17 protein-coding genes, 1 tRNA gene and 1 pseudogene are annotated in these 14749 nt (G+C 70.6%); 14 read left to right on the top strand and 5 right to left on the bottom strand.

Going from position 1 to position 14749, the window contains the following annotated elements; all coding sequences use genetic code 11:
* Positions 1–14: 14 nt before the first annotated feature.
* Positions 15–425 carry an SRPBCC family protein gene (locus AB0M87_RS18210; protein ID WP_365853968.1) on the bottom strand — a complete coding sequence of 137 codons (411 nt, stop codon included), beginning with the start codon at positions 423–425 and terminating at the stop codon, positions 15–17.
* A 270-nt stretch (positions 426–695) separates the two neighbouring features.
* On the opposite strand from AB0M87_RS18210, the gene AB0M87_RS18205 reads away from it, so the two are divergent.
* Positions 696–1133 carry a DUF2267 domain-containing protein gene (locus tag AB0M87_RS18205; RefSeq protein ID WP_365853966.1) on the top strand — a complete coding sequence of 146 codons (438 nt, stop codon included), beginning with the start codon at positions 696–698 and terminating at the stop codon, positions 1131–1133.
* Between the two features lie 125 nt (positions 1134–1258).
* Positions 1259–1450, top strand: coding sequence for a DUF2795 domain-containing protein (locus AB0M87_RS18200; protein ID WP_365853964.1), 192 nt, complete (start codon positions 1259–1261; stop codon positions 1448–1450).
* 187 nt (positions 1451–1637) lie between these two features.
* Here the strand turns inward: AB0M87_RS18200 and AB0M87_RS18195 are convergent.
* Together AB0M87_RS18195 and AB0M87_RS18190 are read right to left on the bottom strand one after the other, a co-directional pair.
* A pseudogene (locus AB0M87_RS18195) lies at positions 1638–2823 on the bottom strand (PP2C family protein-serine/threonine phosphatase).
* A gap of 222 nt (positions 2824–3045) precedes the next feature.
* Entirely contained in the window at positions 3046–3804 is a 759-nt protein-coding gene (locus tag AB0M87_RS18190; RefSeq protein ID WP_365853961.1) for an IclR family transcriptional regulator C-terminal domain-containing protein, read from the bottom strand.
* Between the two features lie 431 nt (positions 3805–4235).
* Here AB0M87_RS18190 and AB0M87_RS18185 point away from each other — a divergent pair, with 431 nt between their 5' ends.
* Both AB0M87_RS18185 and AB0M87_RS18180 read left to right on the top strand, forming a co-directional pair.
* Entirely contained in the window at positions 4236–5606 is a 1371-nt protein-coding gene (locus AB0M87_RS18185; RefSeq protein ID WP_365854143.1) for an MFS transporter, read from the top strand.
* Positions 5607–5872: 266 nt separating this feature from the next.
* Entirely contained in the window at positions 5873–7378 is a 1506-nt protein-coding gene (locus AB0M87_RS18180) for a SulP family inorganic anion transporter (protein ID WP_365853959.1), read from the top strand.
* Between the two features lie 20 nt (positions 7379–7398).
* Here AB0M87_RS18180 and AB0M87_RS18175 read toward each other — a convergent pair whose 3' ends face one another.
* Complete coding sequence (locus AB0M87_RS18175; RefSeq protein WP_365853956.1) at positions 7399–7797, bottom strand: VOC family protein; 399 nt, start codon at positions 7795–7797, stop codon at positions 7399–7401.
* A 204-nt stretch (positions 7798–8001) separates the two neighbouring features.
* On the opposite strand from AB0M87_RS18175, the gene AB0M87_RS18170 reads away from it, so the two are divergent.
* The 5 genes from AB0M87_RS18170 to AB0M87_RS18150 all read left to right on the top strand — a co-directional run bounded on the left by AB0M87_RS18170 (position 8002) and on the right by AB0M87_RS18150 (position 12014).
* A complete protein-coding gene (locus AB0M87_RS18170; protein WP_365853954.1) occupies positions 8002–8925 on the top strand; it encodes an NADP-dependent oxidoreductase in 924 nt (307 codons plus the stop codon).
* A 43-nt stretch (positions 8926–8968) separates the two neighbouring features.
* Positions 8969–9907, top strand: a complete 939-nt coding sequence (locus AB0M87_RS18165; RefSeq protein WP_365853952.1) for an AraC family transcriptional regulator — start codon at positions 8969–8971, stop codon at positions 9905–9907.
* Between the two features lie 361 nt (positions 9908–10268).
* A complete protein-coding gene (locus AB0M87_RS18160) occupies positions 10269–10913 on the top strand; it encodes a TetR family transcriptional regulator (RefSeq protein ID WP_365853950.1) in 645 nt (214 codons plus the stop codon).
* Between the two features lie 81 nt (positions 10914–10994).
* Positions 10995–11291 (top strand): type II toxin-antitoxin system VapB family antitoxin, encoded by a 297-nt coding sequence (locus tag AB0M87_RS18155; protein WP_328537923.1) that lies wholly within the window; start codon positions 10995–10997, stop codon positions 11289–11291.
* A 93-nt stretch (positions 11292–11384) separates the two neighbouring features.
* Positions 11385–12014 (top strand): LytR C-terminal domain-containing protein, encoded by a 630-nt coding sequence (locus tag AB0M87_RS18150; RefSeq protein ID WP_365853947.1) that lies wholly within the window; start codon positions 11385–11387, stop codon positions 12012–12014.
* Positions 12015–12084: 70 nt separating this feature from the next.
* Here AB0M87_RS18150 and upp read toward each other — a convergent pair whose 3' ends face one another.
* The gene (gene upp, locus AB0M87_RS18145; RefSeq protein WP_365853945.1) at positions 12085–12720 is read right to left on the bottom strand and encodes a uracil phosphoribosyltransferase; all 636 of its coding nucleotides are present in this window, start codon (positions 12718–12720) and stop codon (positions 12085–12087) included.
* 94 nt (positions 12721–12814) lie between these two features.
* On the opposite strand from upp, the gene AB0M87_RS18140 reads away from it, so the two are divergent.
* The 5 genes from AB0M87_RS18140 to AB0M87_RS18120 all read left to right on the top strand — a co-directional run bounded on the left by AB0M87_RS18140 (position 12815) and on the right by AB0M87_RS18120 (position 14611).
* The gene (locus tag AB0M87_RS18140) at positions 12815–13021 is read left to right on the top strand and encodes a hypothetical protein (RefSeq protein WP_365853943.1); all 207 of its coding nucleotides are present in this window, start codon (positions 12815–12817) and stop codon (positions 13019–13021) included.
* 154 nt (positions 13022–13175) lie between these two features.
* Positions 13176–13703 (top strand): hypothetical protein, encoded by a 528-nt coding sequence (locus AB0M87_RS18135; protein WP_365854141.1) that lies wholly within the window; start codon positions 13176–13178, stop codon positions 13701–13703.
* Between the two features lie 17 nt (positions 13704–13720).
* On the top strand, positions 13721–14185 hold the full coding sequence (tadA, locus tag AB0M87_RS18130) for a tRNA adenosine(34) deaminase TadA (RefSeq protein ID WP_365853941.1): 465 nt from the start codon (positions 13721–13723) through the stop codon (positions 14183–14185).
* 49 nt (positions 14186–14234) lie between these two features.
* Positions 14235–14319: transfer RNA gene (locus AB0M87_RS18125), tRNA-Ser, on the top strand.
* Between the two features lie 127 nt (positions 14320–14446).
* A complete protein-coding gene (locus tag AB0M87_RS18120) occupies positions 14447–14611 on the top strand; it encodes a hypothetical protein (protein ID WP_365853939.1) in 165 nt (54 codons plus the stop codon).
* The last annotated feature ends 138 nt before the right edge of the window (positions 14612–14749 follow it).

The raw sequence follows: 14749 nt of genomic DNA, 5'->3' as shown, positions 1-14749 counted from the left end.
CGGCCGAGCCGGTGTCACCCGGCGGTGTCGGTATGCATCCGGACCTGTTCGGCGAGCCGGTCGAGGCTCTGTTCGAGCCGCTCCTCGAGCGCCCGGTCCTCGGGAGGGTGCGATCCCTCGAAGAAGGACAGGTGAACCGTCACCTGGCTGGCACCGCTGCCGATACCGGCCACCTGGAGCCACCCGGCGTACCGGCCGTCACTGCGGGTGCCCCACTCCATCCGCATCTGGTCCTTCCGCACCCGCACCAGGCCCGCGGCGTCCTGCCCGGTCGTGTCCTCGTGCACGCTGACCGCGGGGGGATCATCGGGGTGCACGTGCAGGTCCCGCGGCAACCAGCTGTCGAGCCTGTTCAGGTCGCAGGCCTGGTCGAAAACAGCCTCCGGCAAGCCGGGCATGGTGCGGGAACATTCGTACTCGGCCATCTGCTTCGCTCCTCGGGAACGGGGCCCGGCCCTCGCCGGCCTCACCGGTCTGCCTCTGCTTCTCCCGTTCCACGCTGCCTCACGGCCGGTCGCCCGGCGAGTGCTGGCGAACTGCGCGCTCCTCCGGCGCGGTGGTTGTTCCCGGTACGCACGGGCACCCGGCGGGCCTACGGACCGACACAGTGGCCGCCCTCCGGATACGGCGACGGCGATCGACCATGATCGGCGACGGCCGGTCGGCGGAACCTCCCGGGAAGGACGTGGAGAACCATGCAGCACGACGAACTGATCGGCAAGGTTCAGGCGCTCGCCCAGCTGCCGAGCCGCGGCTCCGCCGAGCAGGCGACCCGGGCGGTGCTCACCACGCTCGCCGAACGAGTGCCACCCGGGCTGGCCGATCACCTGGCCGCGCAGCTTCCGCCGACCCTGGCCACGGCCATCACCTCGGCGACGACGGCATCGCAGGAGGCGCTGCACGGCCGGCTCTCCGGCGGTCACGGCGAGCGCTTCGACCTGGTCACGTTCACCGGCCGGGTCGCGGGCCGGGCCGGCACCACCGAGGACAGCGCCATCCGGGAGTCCACCGCCGTGCTGGAGGTGCTCGACGCGGCGGTCACCCCGGAGCTGATGGAGAAGGTGGCCGAAGCACTCCCGGCGGACATCCGCGAGCTGCTGCCGAGCTCCCGGGCCGACGAGCCGGAAGCCTGACCGGAAGCCTGACCGGGCGCCGCTCCGGCCGGCAGCGCGCCGGACCTGGTGGCTTCCGACCGGATTGCCCGTTTCCCCGATCGGGGCCGGGTACTCGGAGGCCCCCAGGAAAGGACGCAGGAGCCATGGCAGACATCAACCCCATCGACCTGCAGAAGGCACTCAAGGGCGCCGAATACCCGACCGACCGGAAGCACCTCGCGGAGGTTGCCAAGGAGAACGGCGCCGACAACACGCTCGTCGACAAACTGTCCTCGGCCGGCACCGACCGGTTCGACGGGCCGAATGACGTGCAGAAGGCCATCTTCAACGAGTGAACGAGCGGATGGCGGTCGGGCGCGGCGAGTCCCCGCGCGCCCGGTTCCGCTCGCACCCTGCGGCCGGGGCTGCGGGGTGGCCGGTCTCCCGGAGCCGGCCACCTCCCCGGGGCGGGCACCACTGAACGGTCCGGAGCCGGCGGTCGGGCCGGCGGCGCGGCCCGACCACGTACGCCGGGCCATCGGGTCAGGCCGCGGACGGTTCGGCCCGCAGGGGCGCGGGGGGCCTCGCCCCCACGGTTTCCCGCCCGCCGGGATCCGACATGGCGTGCCTCGGCCCGGCGAGCTGCGGCCCAGCGGGTTCCTGGCCTGTCGGCACGGTGGTGGCCGGTTTCCGGACGAGCAGCAGGGCCGCGTCGTCGTGCAGGTGGCCGCCCACATGCGCCAGCAGCTCCTCGTGCAGCAGGTCCAGCGTGTCGGCCGGGTCGTTCCGACACCTGCTCGGCCAGCCGCTCCCCGAGCGGGTAGAACTCCCGGTTCTGGTCACGGGCCTCGGTCACACCGTCGGTGTAGACGAGCAGCTGGTCGCCGTCATCGAACGGCAGCGTCTGGACGGTCGGTGTCTGGCCGCCCATGGCGCCGAGACCGAGGGGGGCCGCCGGACAAGCGGTTTCGGCAGCGGTGACACCCGTCCGGCGCACCAGCAGCGGCGGCACATGACCGCAGTTGACCATCTCCATGAACCCGGTCCGGGGATAGCCGACGACGACCGCGGTGACGAAGTCGTCCGCACCGAGATTCCGCGCGAGGCTCCGCTCGATCCTGCGCACGACGTCCAGCAGATCCGGTTCGTCGTATGCGGCCTCGCGGAAGACACCGACCACCAGAGCCGCGGTACCGACCGCAGGCAGTCCCTTGCCCCGCACATCACCGACGATCAGCCGGACCCCGTACGGGGTGGACAGCAGGGCGTACAGGTCGCCGCCGATCCGGGCCTCCGCGGCGGCGGCGCTGTAGCGGACCGCCACCTGGAAGCCCCCGACCGCCTCGGGCACCGGCCGCAGGAGAGCATGCTGCGCGGCCTCGGCGACCGACCGGACGTCCGCCAGCACCCGTTCGCGACGGCACCGCAGCTCGCTGTCCAGGCTGCTGGCCAGGACGACGGCGACCAGAGCCGACAGCACGATCGCCTGCTCGGCGCCCGGCGCTCCGCCGCGTACGCCGAGTACCGCGCCCAGCGCCGCGGCCAGCAGCCCGATCGCGAGGACGGCACGCGGCCGGTTGATCGCGGCGGCCAGCGCGGGCCCGACGACGAGCAGTGGCAGACAGATCGTACCGGCTCCGCCGATCAGCGCGAGAAGCGCCACGGCAGTGACGATCAGTGCCGGCAATGCGGAGGTCAGCTGGGCGGCGACACCCGTACGGCCGCGCACCCGCCCGCCGGTCGACCGCTCGGTGAGCCCCCGTACCGGCCGGTGGTGCCGCTGGTGGTCGTGGGCCCGGCTCATCTTTCCCCGCACTCCGCTGCTCCGTTCGCGTACGCACGTTCATGTCCGTTTTGTCTAGGAAACAGGGAGCAGTGGGTGTGCCACAAGGGCCACCTTTTCAAATGATGAACGGGTAGATCCCGGAGCAACGGTCACCGCCTCACCCGGTCACCCGGAGAGGGAAAGACCCCTGGTCACCCGCGCCGCCGTCGACAACAGCCGGGCCCGCACCTGGTCGGTCTGGGCCAGCCGGTCCGCTCGGAAGGAGACCCCGAGCGAACCGAGCTTGTCCCCGCTGTACACGGGCACCGCCAGACAGACCGTGCCGAGGGCGTACTCCTCCAGGTCCATGACGCCCGGAGCGGCCGGCGATGCGTCGAGGCGGCGCAGCAGCTCGAAGGGGTGGGTGATGGTGCGGGGCGTGAGGTCGCTGAGGGAGTGCCGGGAGAGGTAGTCGCTGCGTGACTCGTCGTCCAGCTCCCGCAGCACGCACTTGCCGAGCGCGGTGGCGTGTCCGGCGTCCTCGAACCCCACCCAGAGGTCGACCCGGGGCGCCCCCGGGCCGTCGACGATCTCGGCGACCCGGATCTCGCCCTCCTCGTAGAACGTCAGGTAGGCCGCCGCCGATACCTGGTCGCGCAGCGCGCCGAGGGTGGGACGGACCCGATTGAGCAGTTCCTGCCCGCGGCTTCCGGTGTGCAGATGGTGCAGCTTGTCCCCGATGACGAACCCGCCGTCGTCGAGTTTCCGCAGATATCCGTCGTGCGCGAGCGTCCGCAGCAGGTGGTACGTGGTGGCCAGGGGCAGCCCCGCCTCGCGCGCCAGCTGCTTGGCCGGGGCGCCGCCCTCATGTGCCCCCACGGCTTCCATCAGGCGGAAGGCTCGCTGCACCGACGTGATGAGCGTGGGGCCGTCCTGAGCACCCATGCGACCAGCTTGCGCCCCGGCCCGGCGGGTCGGCAAGGCGTGCTGAAGATCTTCTCGGCGGCCCGGCGCCGGCGGCCCTGTGAGCAACGCCACCGCAGCCCGGATGCGCCCTGGGGGCACGGGAGTTGAGGCCACATGCGGCGGGCCGGGCGGGCACTCGGTTCCGGATCCGCGAAGGGTTTGTGAACATTAAATCGCCGGTCAGGTGGAGACGGCCCTGCTCAACGACCTCCGCACCGTCCGGCATTCGAGAAGTCTCGACCGGAGGTGAGCCCGGGTCCGAGTCCCTCATTTCCCGGACCCCGGAACGAAAAGGCTGCGCCTTGCCCCCCTCTGTTACCGCTTCACCGCGCCCTGCCGCGCCCGACGAACCCACTGCGCCCGACGAACCTGCCGCCCCGGACGAACCGTCCTCGCCGCCGTCCACCGTCCTGTCCCGGCTCCGGCCCGGACGCCGCGGGTCACGCGGCGCGGCGGACCGGAATCCCTGGCGCTGTCTGCGCATACCCAGCATGCGCTGGTGGTCCGCGGCCAACCTGGTGTCCAACATGGGCGCCTGGATGCAGCTCACCGTGCAGAACCTGCTGGTACTGCAGATCACCGGTTCCCCCGCGGCCACCGGCCTGTCACTGGCCGTGCAGGCCGGGCCCGGACTGCTGCTGGGGCTCGCGGGCGGCGCCGCCGTGGACCGCTGGCCGCGCAAGCTCACCGCGATGGTGAGCCAGACGGTTCTCGCGGGCGTCGCCTTCTGCACCGCCGCCCTGCTGGGCCTGGGCATGCTCAACATGCCGGTCCTGCTGGTGCTGGCCGCGGTGACCGGGATCGTCAACACCATCGACGGACCCGCGACCTCGCTGCTCGGCAATGATCTGGTGCCCGCCGAGGACGTGCCGTCGGCGATCGCTCTCGGCTCGGTGGTGCACAGTGCGGGCCGGCTCATCGGCACGGCTCTGGCGGCCGTCGCCATCGGCCTCCTCGGTACGTCGGCCGCCTACGTCGCCAACGGTGTGTCCTTCCTGTTCGTGGCGGCCGTCATCCCCTTTCTGCGGCCGGCAGCCCACGCCGTACGTGCCACGGCCGCCCAGGTCGCTGCCGCGCGGCGCCCGCCGCGGGGCGAGCGGAAGAGCGGCAGCGGCCGGACCCGTGTCCCGGGCGGCGGTGAGGTCCGTGAGGGGCTCACGTACTTTTTGCGGCGCCCCCGGCTGGTCGCCCTGGCGGCGATCACCGGTCTGAGTTCGGTCTTCGGCCGCAACTACCAGCTGACTCTCGTCGTACTCGTCACCGGTCCGCTGCACGCGAGCCAGGGCGATTTCGGGACGGTCTCCACCGTGCTCGCCGTGGGAGGCATCGCCGGCGCGCTGCTCGCCGGACGGATGCGGAAACCCTCGGTGCGGCTGGTGGGCGCCCTGGCGGCCGGCGGGGCACTGCTCCAGGTCGCGGCAGGGCTGTCACCCGGACTGACCGTGCTGATCCTGCTGGTCATCCCGATGGCCACGGTGGAGTCGCTCTCCGACACGGCCGGCGCGACCGTACTCCAGACGGAGCCGGCACCCGAGATGCGCGGCCGGGTGCTCGGCGTCTGGCGGAGCGCGAGCACCGGCTGGAACCTCGCAGGCCCACCACTGCTGGGCCTGCTGCTGCAGTTCGCCGGGGCACGCGGAGCGCTGGTGTCGGGCGGCCTGCTCATCGCCGGCACCATCGCCGCGGGCTACCTGAACAGGCACCGCATCACCGGCCGCGCGCCGAGCCCCGCTCTGCGGTCCGCCGGAGCTCCGCTGCCCGAGCTCGTGCCGGCCGCCTGACCCCCGCAGCAGCAGCTTTCGGAGGCGGCGCCGGGTGCCCGGTAGAGTTGACGGGCGCAGCCGGGGCGCGGGGCCGGAGAGAGCGACCGCCACCCGCGAGCCGCCGGGCCGATGACGCTCCCCGGCGAAGGGCTCCGATCCCCGGTGCCCCCAAGACTTCCGCCCGCCCGCGCGGGCGATCACGGGATGCCGCCCGGCCTCCCGTACGCCCAGGCCCGCCCGTGCCCCACGACGACGGGTGTGCCCGAGTACGACAGGGTGCCTCCTTGCAGACTGCTTCCGCTCGGTTCCCCGCTGCCCGGCTGCGCGGCTACCGGCGCCCACCGTGGCTGTCCTCCCCCAAGGTCCTGCGGACCGAGGTGCTGGCCGGCCTGGTGGTCGGTCTGGCGCTCATTCCGGAGGCGATCTCCTTCTCGGTGATCGCCGGTGTCGACCCCAAGGTGGGGTTGTTCGCCGCGTGCACCATGGCGATGACGATCGCGTTCGTCGGTGGCCGCCCGGCCATGATCTCCGCCGCCACCGGCGCCGTCGCTCTCGTCGTCGCGCCCGTCGCCCGGCAGTACGGCCTCGGCTACCTGATCGCGACCGTGATGCTGGCCGGGGTGATCCAGATCGTCCTCGGCGGTCTCGGCGTGGCGAAACTGATGCGGTTCGTGCCGCGTTCGGTGATGGTCGGCTTCGTGAACGCGCTGGGCATCCTGCTGTTCCTGGCCCAGATCCCCAATCTGCACGATGTGCCGTGGGAGGTGTATCCGCTGGTCGTGGGGGGACTCGCGCTCATGGTGCTGTTCCCGAGAATCACCGGGGCGGTGCCCGCGCCGCTGGTGTCCATCGTCATCCTGACCGTGATCACTGTCGCCGCCGGCATCGCGGTGCCCACCGTGGGCGACAAGGGCAAGCTGCCCTCCGCGCTCCCGGTGCCGGGGCTGCCGGACGTGCCGTTCACCGTCCACACGCTGACGGTCATCGCCCCGTACGCGCTGGCGATGGCGCTGGTCGGACTGATGGAATCCCAGATGACCGCCCGCCTGGTCGACGACCTCACCGACACCCGCTCCAACAAGACCCGCGAATCCGTCGGGCAGGGCATCGCCAATGTCGTCACCGGGCTGTTCGGTGGCATGGGCGGCTGCGGGATGATCGGCCAGACGATGATCAACGTGAAGAGCGGCGCCCGGACCCGGCTCTCCACCTTCCTCGCCGGGTTCTTCCTGCTCATCCTCTGCGTCGGGCTCGGACCCGTGGTGTCCGAGATCCCCATGGCGGCGCTGGTCGCCGTCATGGTCCTGGTCTCGGTCGGTACCTTCGACTGGCACTCGATCAAGCCGGCCACCCTGAAGCGGATGCCGCTGGGCGAGACCGCGGTCATGGTGATCACGGTCGCCGTGGTGGTCGCCACCGGCAATCTGTCCATCGGCGTCGTCGTCGGCTCGGTGATCGCGATGGTCATCTTCGCCCGCCGCGTCGCCCACCACGCCGATGTCACGGCGGTCACCGACCCCGACGGCGGCCAGGTGGTCTACTCCGTCAGCGGCGAACTCTTCTTCGCGTCCAGCAACGACCTGGTCACCCGGTTCGACTATGCGGGTGACCCGGACCAGGTCGTCATCGACCTGACCGCCGCGCACATCTGGGACGCTTCGTCGGTGGCCGCGCTGGACGCGGTCACCGCCAAGTACCGGGAGCGCGGCAAGAGGGCCGAGATCATCGGGCTCAACCAGCCGAGCGCCGACCTGCACCGCACCCTCAGCGGGGAACTCACCGGCAGCTGAGACGGCGGCCGCCTCACGGGTCAGGTGCCCGGCGGGTACCAGCGCAGCTCAATGGTGTTGCCGTCCGGGTCCTGCACGTACACCGACTCGGCGGTCCCCTGCGCGCCGAACCGCTTGCCGGGGCCGTCCAGTACCGCCAGCTCGCCCGCGTCGATGACCTGTTTCCAGTCGAGCGGTTCGACCACCAGGCAGAAGTGATCGACATTGGCCGCCGGGGACAACTGCCCCGGCCCCTCCGGCTCCGGCACGATGTCGATGATGGCCGTCGGACTCACCCGTACCGACGGGAAGGGCGCCTTGCCCGCCCGCCACTCGTCGACCCGGACCGGTTCGAGACCGAGTGGCCCGCAGTAGAAGGCGAGCGAGCGTTCGACGTCGGCGACGTTGAGAACCAGGTGGTCGAAGCCGATCACGCGCATGGCGTTCCCCTTCATCCGGTGACCTCATCCCATGACCTTCGTACAGCGATCTTTATATCCGGGGCCGGCCCGTGCGGACGGGACCTCCGCCCCGGGAAGACGGTGGGACATGCAGACGAGACGAAAAGCCATTCTGCGTCTCATCCGATCTCCCTACGGTTGAGCACATCAACCCACCCCTCCAGGAAACACCGGGAGATTCCCATGCGCGCAGTCGTCCAGAACTCGTTCGGCGGCCCCGAAGTCCTCGAGCTCGTGGAGCGGGAACGTCCGCAGCCACTCTCCGGGGAGGTGCTGATCCGGGTCCACGCCAGTGCGGTGAACCCGGTGGACGCGGCGGTGAGATCGGGCGCTTTCCCGCTGCTCGGTGAGCCGCCGTTCGGCGTCGGCTGGGACGTGTCCGGCGTCGTCGAGAGCGCGGGACCCGGCGCGCGGTTCGCGATCGGGGACGAGGTCTACGGGATGCCGTTCTTCCCGCGCGCCGCCCACGGGTACGCCGAGTACGTCGCCGTACCGTCACGACAGGTGGCCCGCAAGCCGGCCTCGATCGACCACGTGCACGCCGCGGCACTGCCGCTGGCCGCTCTCACCGCTTGGCAGGGACTGGTGGACGCGGCACGACTCGCCCGCGGTCAGCGGGTACTGATCCACCGAGCGGCCGGCGGGGTCGGCCACCTCGCCGTACAGATCGCCAAGGCGCGCGGTGCGCGGGTGATCGCTCTGGCGAGCGCCGCCAAGCACGACTTCGTACGCGGCCTGGGCGCCGACGAGGTGATCGACCACCGGACCACCGACTTCACCGATGCGGTACGGGACGTCGACGTGGTCCTCGACTCCACGGCCCAGGGGGCGCGGTCGCTCCGGGCGCTGCGCCCGGGCGGCGTGCTCGTCAGCATCCTGGAACACGGCGACGCAGAGCTGATCGCCCGGACGGAAGCAGCCGGGATGCGCTTCGCCGGGGTCTCGGTGGAGCCGGACTACGCCTCGCTGGAGGCCATCGCGGAACTGGTCGACGCAGGTCGGATCCGCCCTCATGTCTCGGAGACCTTCCCGCTCGAGGAGGTCGGCAAGGCGCACGAGTTGATCGAATCCGGCCGCACCCAGGGGAAGATCGTCCTGACCATCTGAGCGCACCGCTCGCAGCAGACACCGGACCGGGGAGAAGTGGCACATGGACGTACTCAGTGAGGCATTGGGCTCCATGCGGACGGGCCGCCCCGCGTCGATCCGTACGGAGGGACGCGCGCCCTGGGGACTGCGGCTGTCACCCGTGTCCGGCGCCGGTTTCCACGTGGTGCTGCACGGCACCTGCTGGCTGGTCCCGCTGGCCGGCAGCACACCGGGCACCCGGCCGCTGCACCTGGCGCCCGGCGATGTGGTCTTCCTGCGGGACGGCCGGGGCCACATCCTCGCCGACGACCCGTCGTCACCGGTCACCGAGCCCGAGGACGAGGGCTACAGCCAGGGGCCGCCGATCGGCATGCTCACGCTCGGCGGGGACGGCGCGCGGACCAGTTTGCTCTGCGGCAGCTACCACCTGGACCAGGGGAGGCCGCATCCCCTGGTCCGCCAACTGCCCGAGCTGATCCACCTGCCGGCCGACCGCGGACGCCATCCAGAACTCGCCGCCGCCGTCCAGCTCCTCGGGACCGAGCTGGAGAGTCCGCGCAGCGGTTCGGACGGCATAGTGACGTCGCTGATCGACGCGCTGCTGCTGTACATCCTGCGCGCCTGGCTGGAGAGCCGGCCCGTCGAGGGCGCCGAGGGCTGGGCCGCCGCTCTGCGTGATCCGGCGGTGGCCCCGGCGCTGGCGGCGATGCACGAGGACCCGGCGGCCCGCTGGACCGTCGAGTCGCTCGCCTCCCGGGCCGGTCTCTCCCGTGCGGCCTTCGCCCGCCGGTTCGCCGCACTGGTGGGGGAACCTCCGCTCGCCTACCTGACACGCTGGCGCATGACCACGGCCGCCGGGCTGCTGCGAGATGTGGACCTCCCGCTGAGCACGATCGCCGCCCGGGCCGGATACGGCTCGGAGTTCGCCTTCGGCAAGGCGTTCAAACGGGAGTACGGCGTGGCCCCCGGCGGCTATCGCCGTAGCAGGCAGCCGGCCTGACGCTCACTCGACTCGACAGGGAAGCTCGTCGCGCGGTTGCGGCCGCCACACAAGGAGGTGCACATGTTTCGGCGAGTTCACCGAGGGCGGACGGCTCCGCGCGGCTCGGCAGCCCACCCGGGCCCTCCGGTAAAAGCAGCACTCCGCGTACTTCGCGTACTCATCAGTAGGGAGGGAAAAGCAGCAACTCCCGGGTTCCGCTGCACAATTGGAGACGGCCGTTGATAACTCTGTGAAATGCCGCTGAATCACGTCCGGAAGCACCGGGCCTAATTGTCGTGACGAGCGGTCCGATAACAGAACGAGGGTGCGATAATAAGGCAATGCAGGTCTGCTGAGCCTCTCGTATGCTGACCGAGCCATGTCATCACAGGAATTCGCCCGGGCCCGCCGACCGGAGCAGAAGCAGCAGCGGCGCGACACCATTCTCGCGGCCGCTCGCGGGCTTGCCCTTGAGCAAGGAGCGAACAGGGTGACGCTGGGGAGCGTCGCCGAGGTGGTGGGCCTCGCCAAGTCCAACGTCATCCGGTACTTCAGCACCCGCGAAGAGATCTTTCTGGTACTCGCGGCGGAGGGCTGGCAGCAATGGCGGGACGCGGTGAGCGAACGGCTCGAAGCAGGCGATGACGTAGTCGGCGCGCTGGCCGGGACACTGGTCGAACTGCCGCTCTTCTGTGACCTCCTGAGCGTCACAGCGACCGTCCTGGAACACAACATCTCGCTGGAAGCAGCGCGCACCTTCAAGCACACCGCGCTCGGAACCGTCCATGCACTGGCCGCGCAGGTATGCCGGTCGCTCCCCGGCCTGACCGAGGACGAGGGCCGGGACCTGGTCACGACGGCAGCCGCGCTCGCGGGCATGCTCTATCCGGTGGCCACCCCGCCGCCGGTGCTCATCGAGCTGTACGCCCAGGAACCGGAACTGGACGCGGCCCGCCCGCCGCTGCTTCCGACGCTTCACCGGACCCTCGCCGGGCTCGCCGCGGGCCTGCCCGCCCTGCGCTGAGCCACCCGCCGGTCACGGTCACGGGCTGTGTTTCCTGCGCCATGGCTGCGCCCGCACTCGCTTCCCCGGTAGGCTTTCCGTGTGATCTTCAAGCGCATCGGAAGCGGCCGGCCGTACCCCGACCACGGCCGGGAATCCACCCGGCAGTGGGCGGACGTCGCGCCGCGTCCCGTCCGGCTGGACCAGCTCGTGACCACCAAGGGCCAGCTGGACCTCGAAACGCTGCTCGCCGAGGACTCCACCTTCTACGGCGACCTCTTCGCGCACGTCGTGAAGTGGCAGGGCGACCTCTATCTGGAGGACGGACTGCACCGAGCCGTCCGTGCGGCACTCCAACAGCGGCAGGTGCTGCACGCCCGCGTGCTTGAAATGGGCTGATCACTGGGCCTTTCGGGGCCTTTTTTGCCCATCCGGCTGCCATCTGATGATCAGATAGTTCGCAACGCAGCCGAGCCGCACTACGCTGCGCTCATGAGCATGCTCACACCCCCCGGCATGGGCGGAAAGTACCGCATCACGGGCGACACGTATCCGAGAATGCGCCGCCCCCGGCGCCGCGGCCGGATTATTTTCGGCGTGCTGGCTGCCGTGGTCGCCCTCGGCCTGGTCGGCTGGGGGTCACTGCAGCTCATCGATGTCTTCACCGGAGGATCCGACAAGGCGTCGGCGGCCGGGCAGAACTGCGGGTCCTCGGCGTCCCCCGCGCCGCGGAAGGCGCCGCCCGGTGCGCTGCCGAAGCCGGCGAAGATCAAGATCAATGTCTACAACGCGACCCCCCGCGGCGGCCTCGCCAGGTCCACCGCCGACGCTCTGAAGAAGCGCGGCTTCGCGGTCGGCAAGGTGGGCAACGCACCGCCCGCCTACGACAAGAAGGTCAAGGGGTCCGGTCTGCTGATCGGCGCCGCCAAGACCTCACGGGGCGCCTTCGCGGTACTCGGGACGCAGGTGACGGGTGCCCAGCAGAAGACGGACACCCGTAAGACGCAGGACGTCGACCTGATCATCGGCAGCGCGTTCACGTCGCTGGCCACCCCGCAGGACGCGGCCAAGGCGATGACCGTACTGACCCACCCGGCACCCGCGCCCTCCCGGAAGTGCTGACGCGACTCCCCGTCCGGCCGATCTGTGCCGGGCCCGGCGGACCCGTACAGGATCGGTGCCGGTCACGGCTCTAGTCGGCCGTCCCGTACATCCGGTCGCCGGCGTCGCCGAGCCCGGGCACGATGTAGCCCTGCTCGTTGAGCCGTTCGTCGACGGCCGCCGTGACCACGGTGACCGGCGTCCCTGCCAGCTCGCGCTCCATGATCTCGACGCCCTCCGGCGCCGCGAGCAGCACCACCGCGGTCACGTCGTCGGCACCGCGCTTGATCAGCTCGCGGATCGCGGCGACCAGCGTGCCGCCAGTGGCCAGCATCGGGTCGAGTACGTACACCTGGCGGCCGGAGAGGTCGTCCGGCATCCGGGTCGCATAGGTGGAGGCCTCCAGGGTCTCCTCGTTGCGGACCATGCCCAGGAAGCCCACCTCGGCGGACGGCAGCAGCCGCACCATGCCCTCGAGCATGCCCAGACCGGCCCGCAGGATCGGCACGACCAGCGGCCGCGGATAGGAGAGCTTCACTCCGGTGGTGGCCGTCACCGGGGTCTCGATGTCGACCTGCTCGGTCCGCACGTCCCGGGTGGCCTCGTAGGCGAGCAGAGTGACCAGCTCGTCGGCGAGCCGCCGGAAGGTCGCGGAGTCGGTGCGCTTGTCGCGCAGCGTGGTGAGTTTGTGCGCCACCAGCGGGTGGTCGACGACATGGATACGCATGCGACAACGGTAACCGGGCCACGAGCCGCCCCCCGCGCTGGCATCAACCCCCCAGCCGGAGGGAAGGTGGGGACGTACGAAGGTGGTGTCGTCGATGCCGGAGTCCGAGAACCAGCGGGAACACGACCAGGGGCACGAGCCGGGACACACCCGGGAGAGCGCCGCCGAACGCCGTCGGCGCCGGGCGAAGTTCCTCCGCGATCTGAACGAGGCCAAGGAGCTCCGCGATCGCGTACAGCCCAGGCGCGCCAAGGTCGCGAGGATGCGCCAGGCGATGCGGATGCGCACCTTCCGCTGGTAACGACTGCCCAAGGTTTTACCGGGTTCCCGAAGCAACACGGAAACCTGAGGCCGAAGACCTCTCGCAATGCCCAGGTTTCTGCCACGATTCCCAGTGGGCGAGGCACAGGTCGCCCTTTCGGAACATCACACCTATGACCAGTGGGAGAGTCACGGTGTACTTCGCCGCACTGCTCGCGCGCACCGAAGACGGGTGGGAAGCGAGCGACACGGAGCTCGACGATGTGGAAACCCTCAGCGATCTGACCGACCTCGCCCGGGAAGCCTCGCCGGACGAGGACACGGTCCTGGTCTTCATCGAGCAGGAGGGCGCCTGGTTCGGCGTCGTCCGGGTCGACGGTGAGGAGGATCCACGGATCTACGTCTCGGACGCCGCAGCCGCAAGCCGTTCCTCGTACGGAGAGATCCTGCTCACCGACGAGCTGCTCGGACGGGACCCTCAGGACCCGGACGTGCTGGAAGAACTTGTCGACCTCGACGGTACGGAGGACGGTGAGCGCGAGGCGGACGAGGACGACGGGACCGACACGGGCGACGCCGTGCCACCGGGCCCGCTCGGGGACATCACGATCCTCGCCGATCTCGGCGTGCCGGAGGAGGAGCTGCTGACCCTGGGCACCGATGCGCTCACGGACATCGCCGACGCCCTGGGCGCCGCCGAAGTGCTGGAGACCGTCCGCTAGATGAATGTGACGACCTGATGCACGACCCTGTCCGCGATCCCTGGGCCGTGCCGATGCGGCGTGCCATCGCCGAGGCCGGGCACGCGGCGCAGTCCGGCGATGTGCCGGTCGGCGCCGTCGTGCTGTCCGCGGACGGCACGCTGCTCGCCACAGGGCACAACGAACGCGAGGCGACCGGCGACCCGACGGCGCACGCCGAGATACTGGCGATCCGGCGGGCCGCCGCCGCGCTGGGCGAGTGGCGGCTGACCGGCTGCACGCTGGTGATCACGCTGGAGCCCTGCACGATGTGCGCGGGCGCGATCGTCCAGTCCCGCGTGGACCGGGTGGTCTTCGGCGCCGTCGACGAGAAGGCGGGCGCCGCGGGCTCGCTCTGGGACGTCGTACGGGACCGCCGGCTCAACCACCGGCCCGAGGTGGTGGCCGGGGTACTCGCCGAGGAGTGCGCCGGGCAGCTGACTTCCTTCTTCCGGGAGCGCTGACCGGAAGCCGATTTCGGAGCACGGCCGACCTTGGGCTAAGCTCTCTCTCGGTAGCGTGTCCGAGCGGCCGAAGGAGCTCGCCTCGAAAGCGAGTGTGGGGAAACTCACCGAGGGTTCAAATCCCTCCGCTACCGCTCCGACGAAGGGCCCCGGCAGTTTGCCGGGGCCCTTCGCGCTTCCGTTCGGAGTCTCTTGATCCTTCGAAGCCCTGTGCGGTTAGACTCGCGCGATGCTCAGGGACCTCAGGGGAAGCAGGGCCGAATGGTGCAAGCGAAGAAGATAATCCTCTACATGGTCGTCGTCTTCGTGCTGTACACGATCATCACTTCCCCCGCCAGGTCGGCCGACCTGGTGCAAGTGGGCTTCGAGGGCGTCTCGAACGCCGCGAAGAGCGTCGGGCAGTTCATGACCGAACTGGTGAGCTGAGCCCGTACGTCCGCGACCCGTGCACCCGTAAGGGGTACGTCTTGCTCCGCCATCCAGTGGGGGTGGAGCGGCCATCCGGCCCTGCTGAAACGTGGCCCCGCGCCTTCCCGGTCCGGGGCGTTTTTATGCATATGACCC

The sequence above is a fragment of the Streptomyces sp. NPDC051320 genome, from assembly GCF_040682175.1.
Lineage (GTDB): Bacteria > Actinomycetota > Actinomycetes > Streptomycetales > Streptomycetaceae > Streptomyces.
Note: the sequence above shows the minus strand (reverse complement) of the source record. Positions and strands in the feature narration are given on the sequence as shown.

Coding starts and splice junctions, on each gene's coding strand:
- AB0M87_RS18200 (WP_365853964.1), top strand. CDS start 1,259: ATGGCAGACATCAACCCCATCGACCTGCAGAAGGCACTCAAGGGCGCC.
- AB0M87_RS18170 (WP_365853954.1), top strand. CDS start 8,002: ATGCGCGCAGTCGTCCAGAACTCGTTCGGCGGCCCCGAAGTCCTCGAG.
- AB0M87_RS18205 (WP_365853966.1), top strand. CDS start 696: ATGCAGCACGACGAACTGATCGGCAAGGTTCAGGCGCTCGCCCAGCTG.
- AB0M87_RS18175 (WP_365853956.1), bottom strand. CDS start 7,797: ATGCGCGTGATCGGCTTCGACCACCTGGTTCTCAACGTCGCCGACGTC.
- AB0M87_RS18140 (WP_365853943.1), top strand. CDS start 12,815: ATGCCGGAGTCCGAGAACCAGCGGGAACACGACCAGGGGCACGAGCCG.
- AB0M87_RS18165 (WP_365853952.1), top strand. CDS start 8,969: ATGGACGTACTCAGTGAGGCATTGGGCTCCATGCGGACGGGCCGCCCC.
- AB0M87_RS18210 (WP_365853968.1), bottom strand. CDS start 425: ATGGCCGAGTACGAATGTTCCCGCACCATGCCCGGCTTGCCGGAGGCT.
- tadA (WP_365853941.1), top strand. CDS start 13,721: ATGCACGACCCTGTCCGCGATCCCTGGGCCGTGCCGATGCGGCGTGCC.
- upp (WP_365853945.1), bottom strand. CDS start 12,720: ATGCGTATCCATGTCGTCGACCACCCGCTGGTGGCGCACAAACTCACC.
- AB0M87_RS18190 (WP_365853961.1), bottom strand. CDS start 3,804: ATGGGTGCTCAGGACGGCCCCACGCTCATCACGTCGGTGCAGCGAGCC.
- AB0M87_RS18160 (WP_365853950.1), top strand. CDS start 10,269: ATGTCATCACAGGAATTCGCCCGGGCCCGCCGACCGGAGCAGAAGCAG.
- AB0M87_RS18150 (WP_365853947.1), top strand. CDS start 11,385: ATGAGCATGCTCACACCCCCCGGCATGGGCGGAAAGTACCGCATCACG.
- AB0M87_RS18120 (WP_365853939.1), top strand. CDS start 14,447: ATGGTGCAAGCGAAGAAGATAATCCTCTACATGGTCGTCGTCTTCGTG.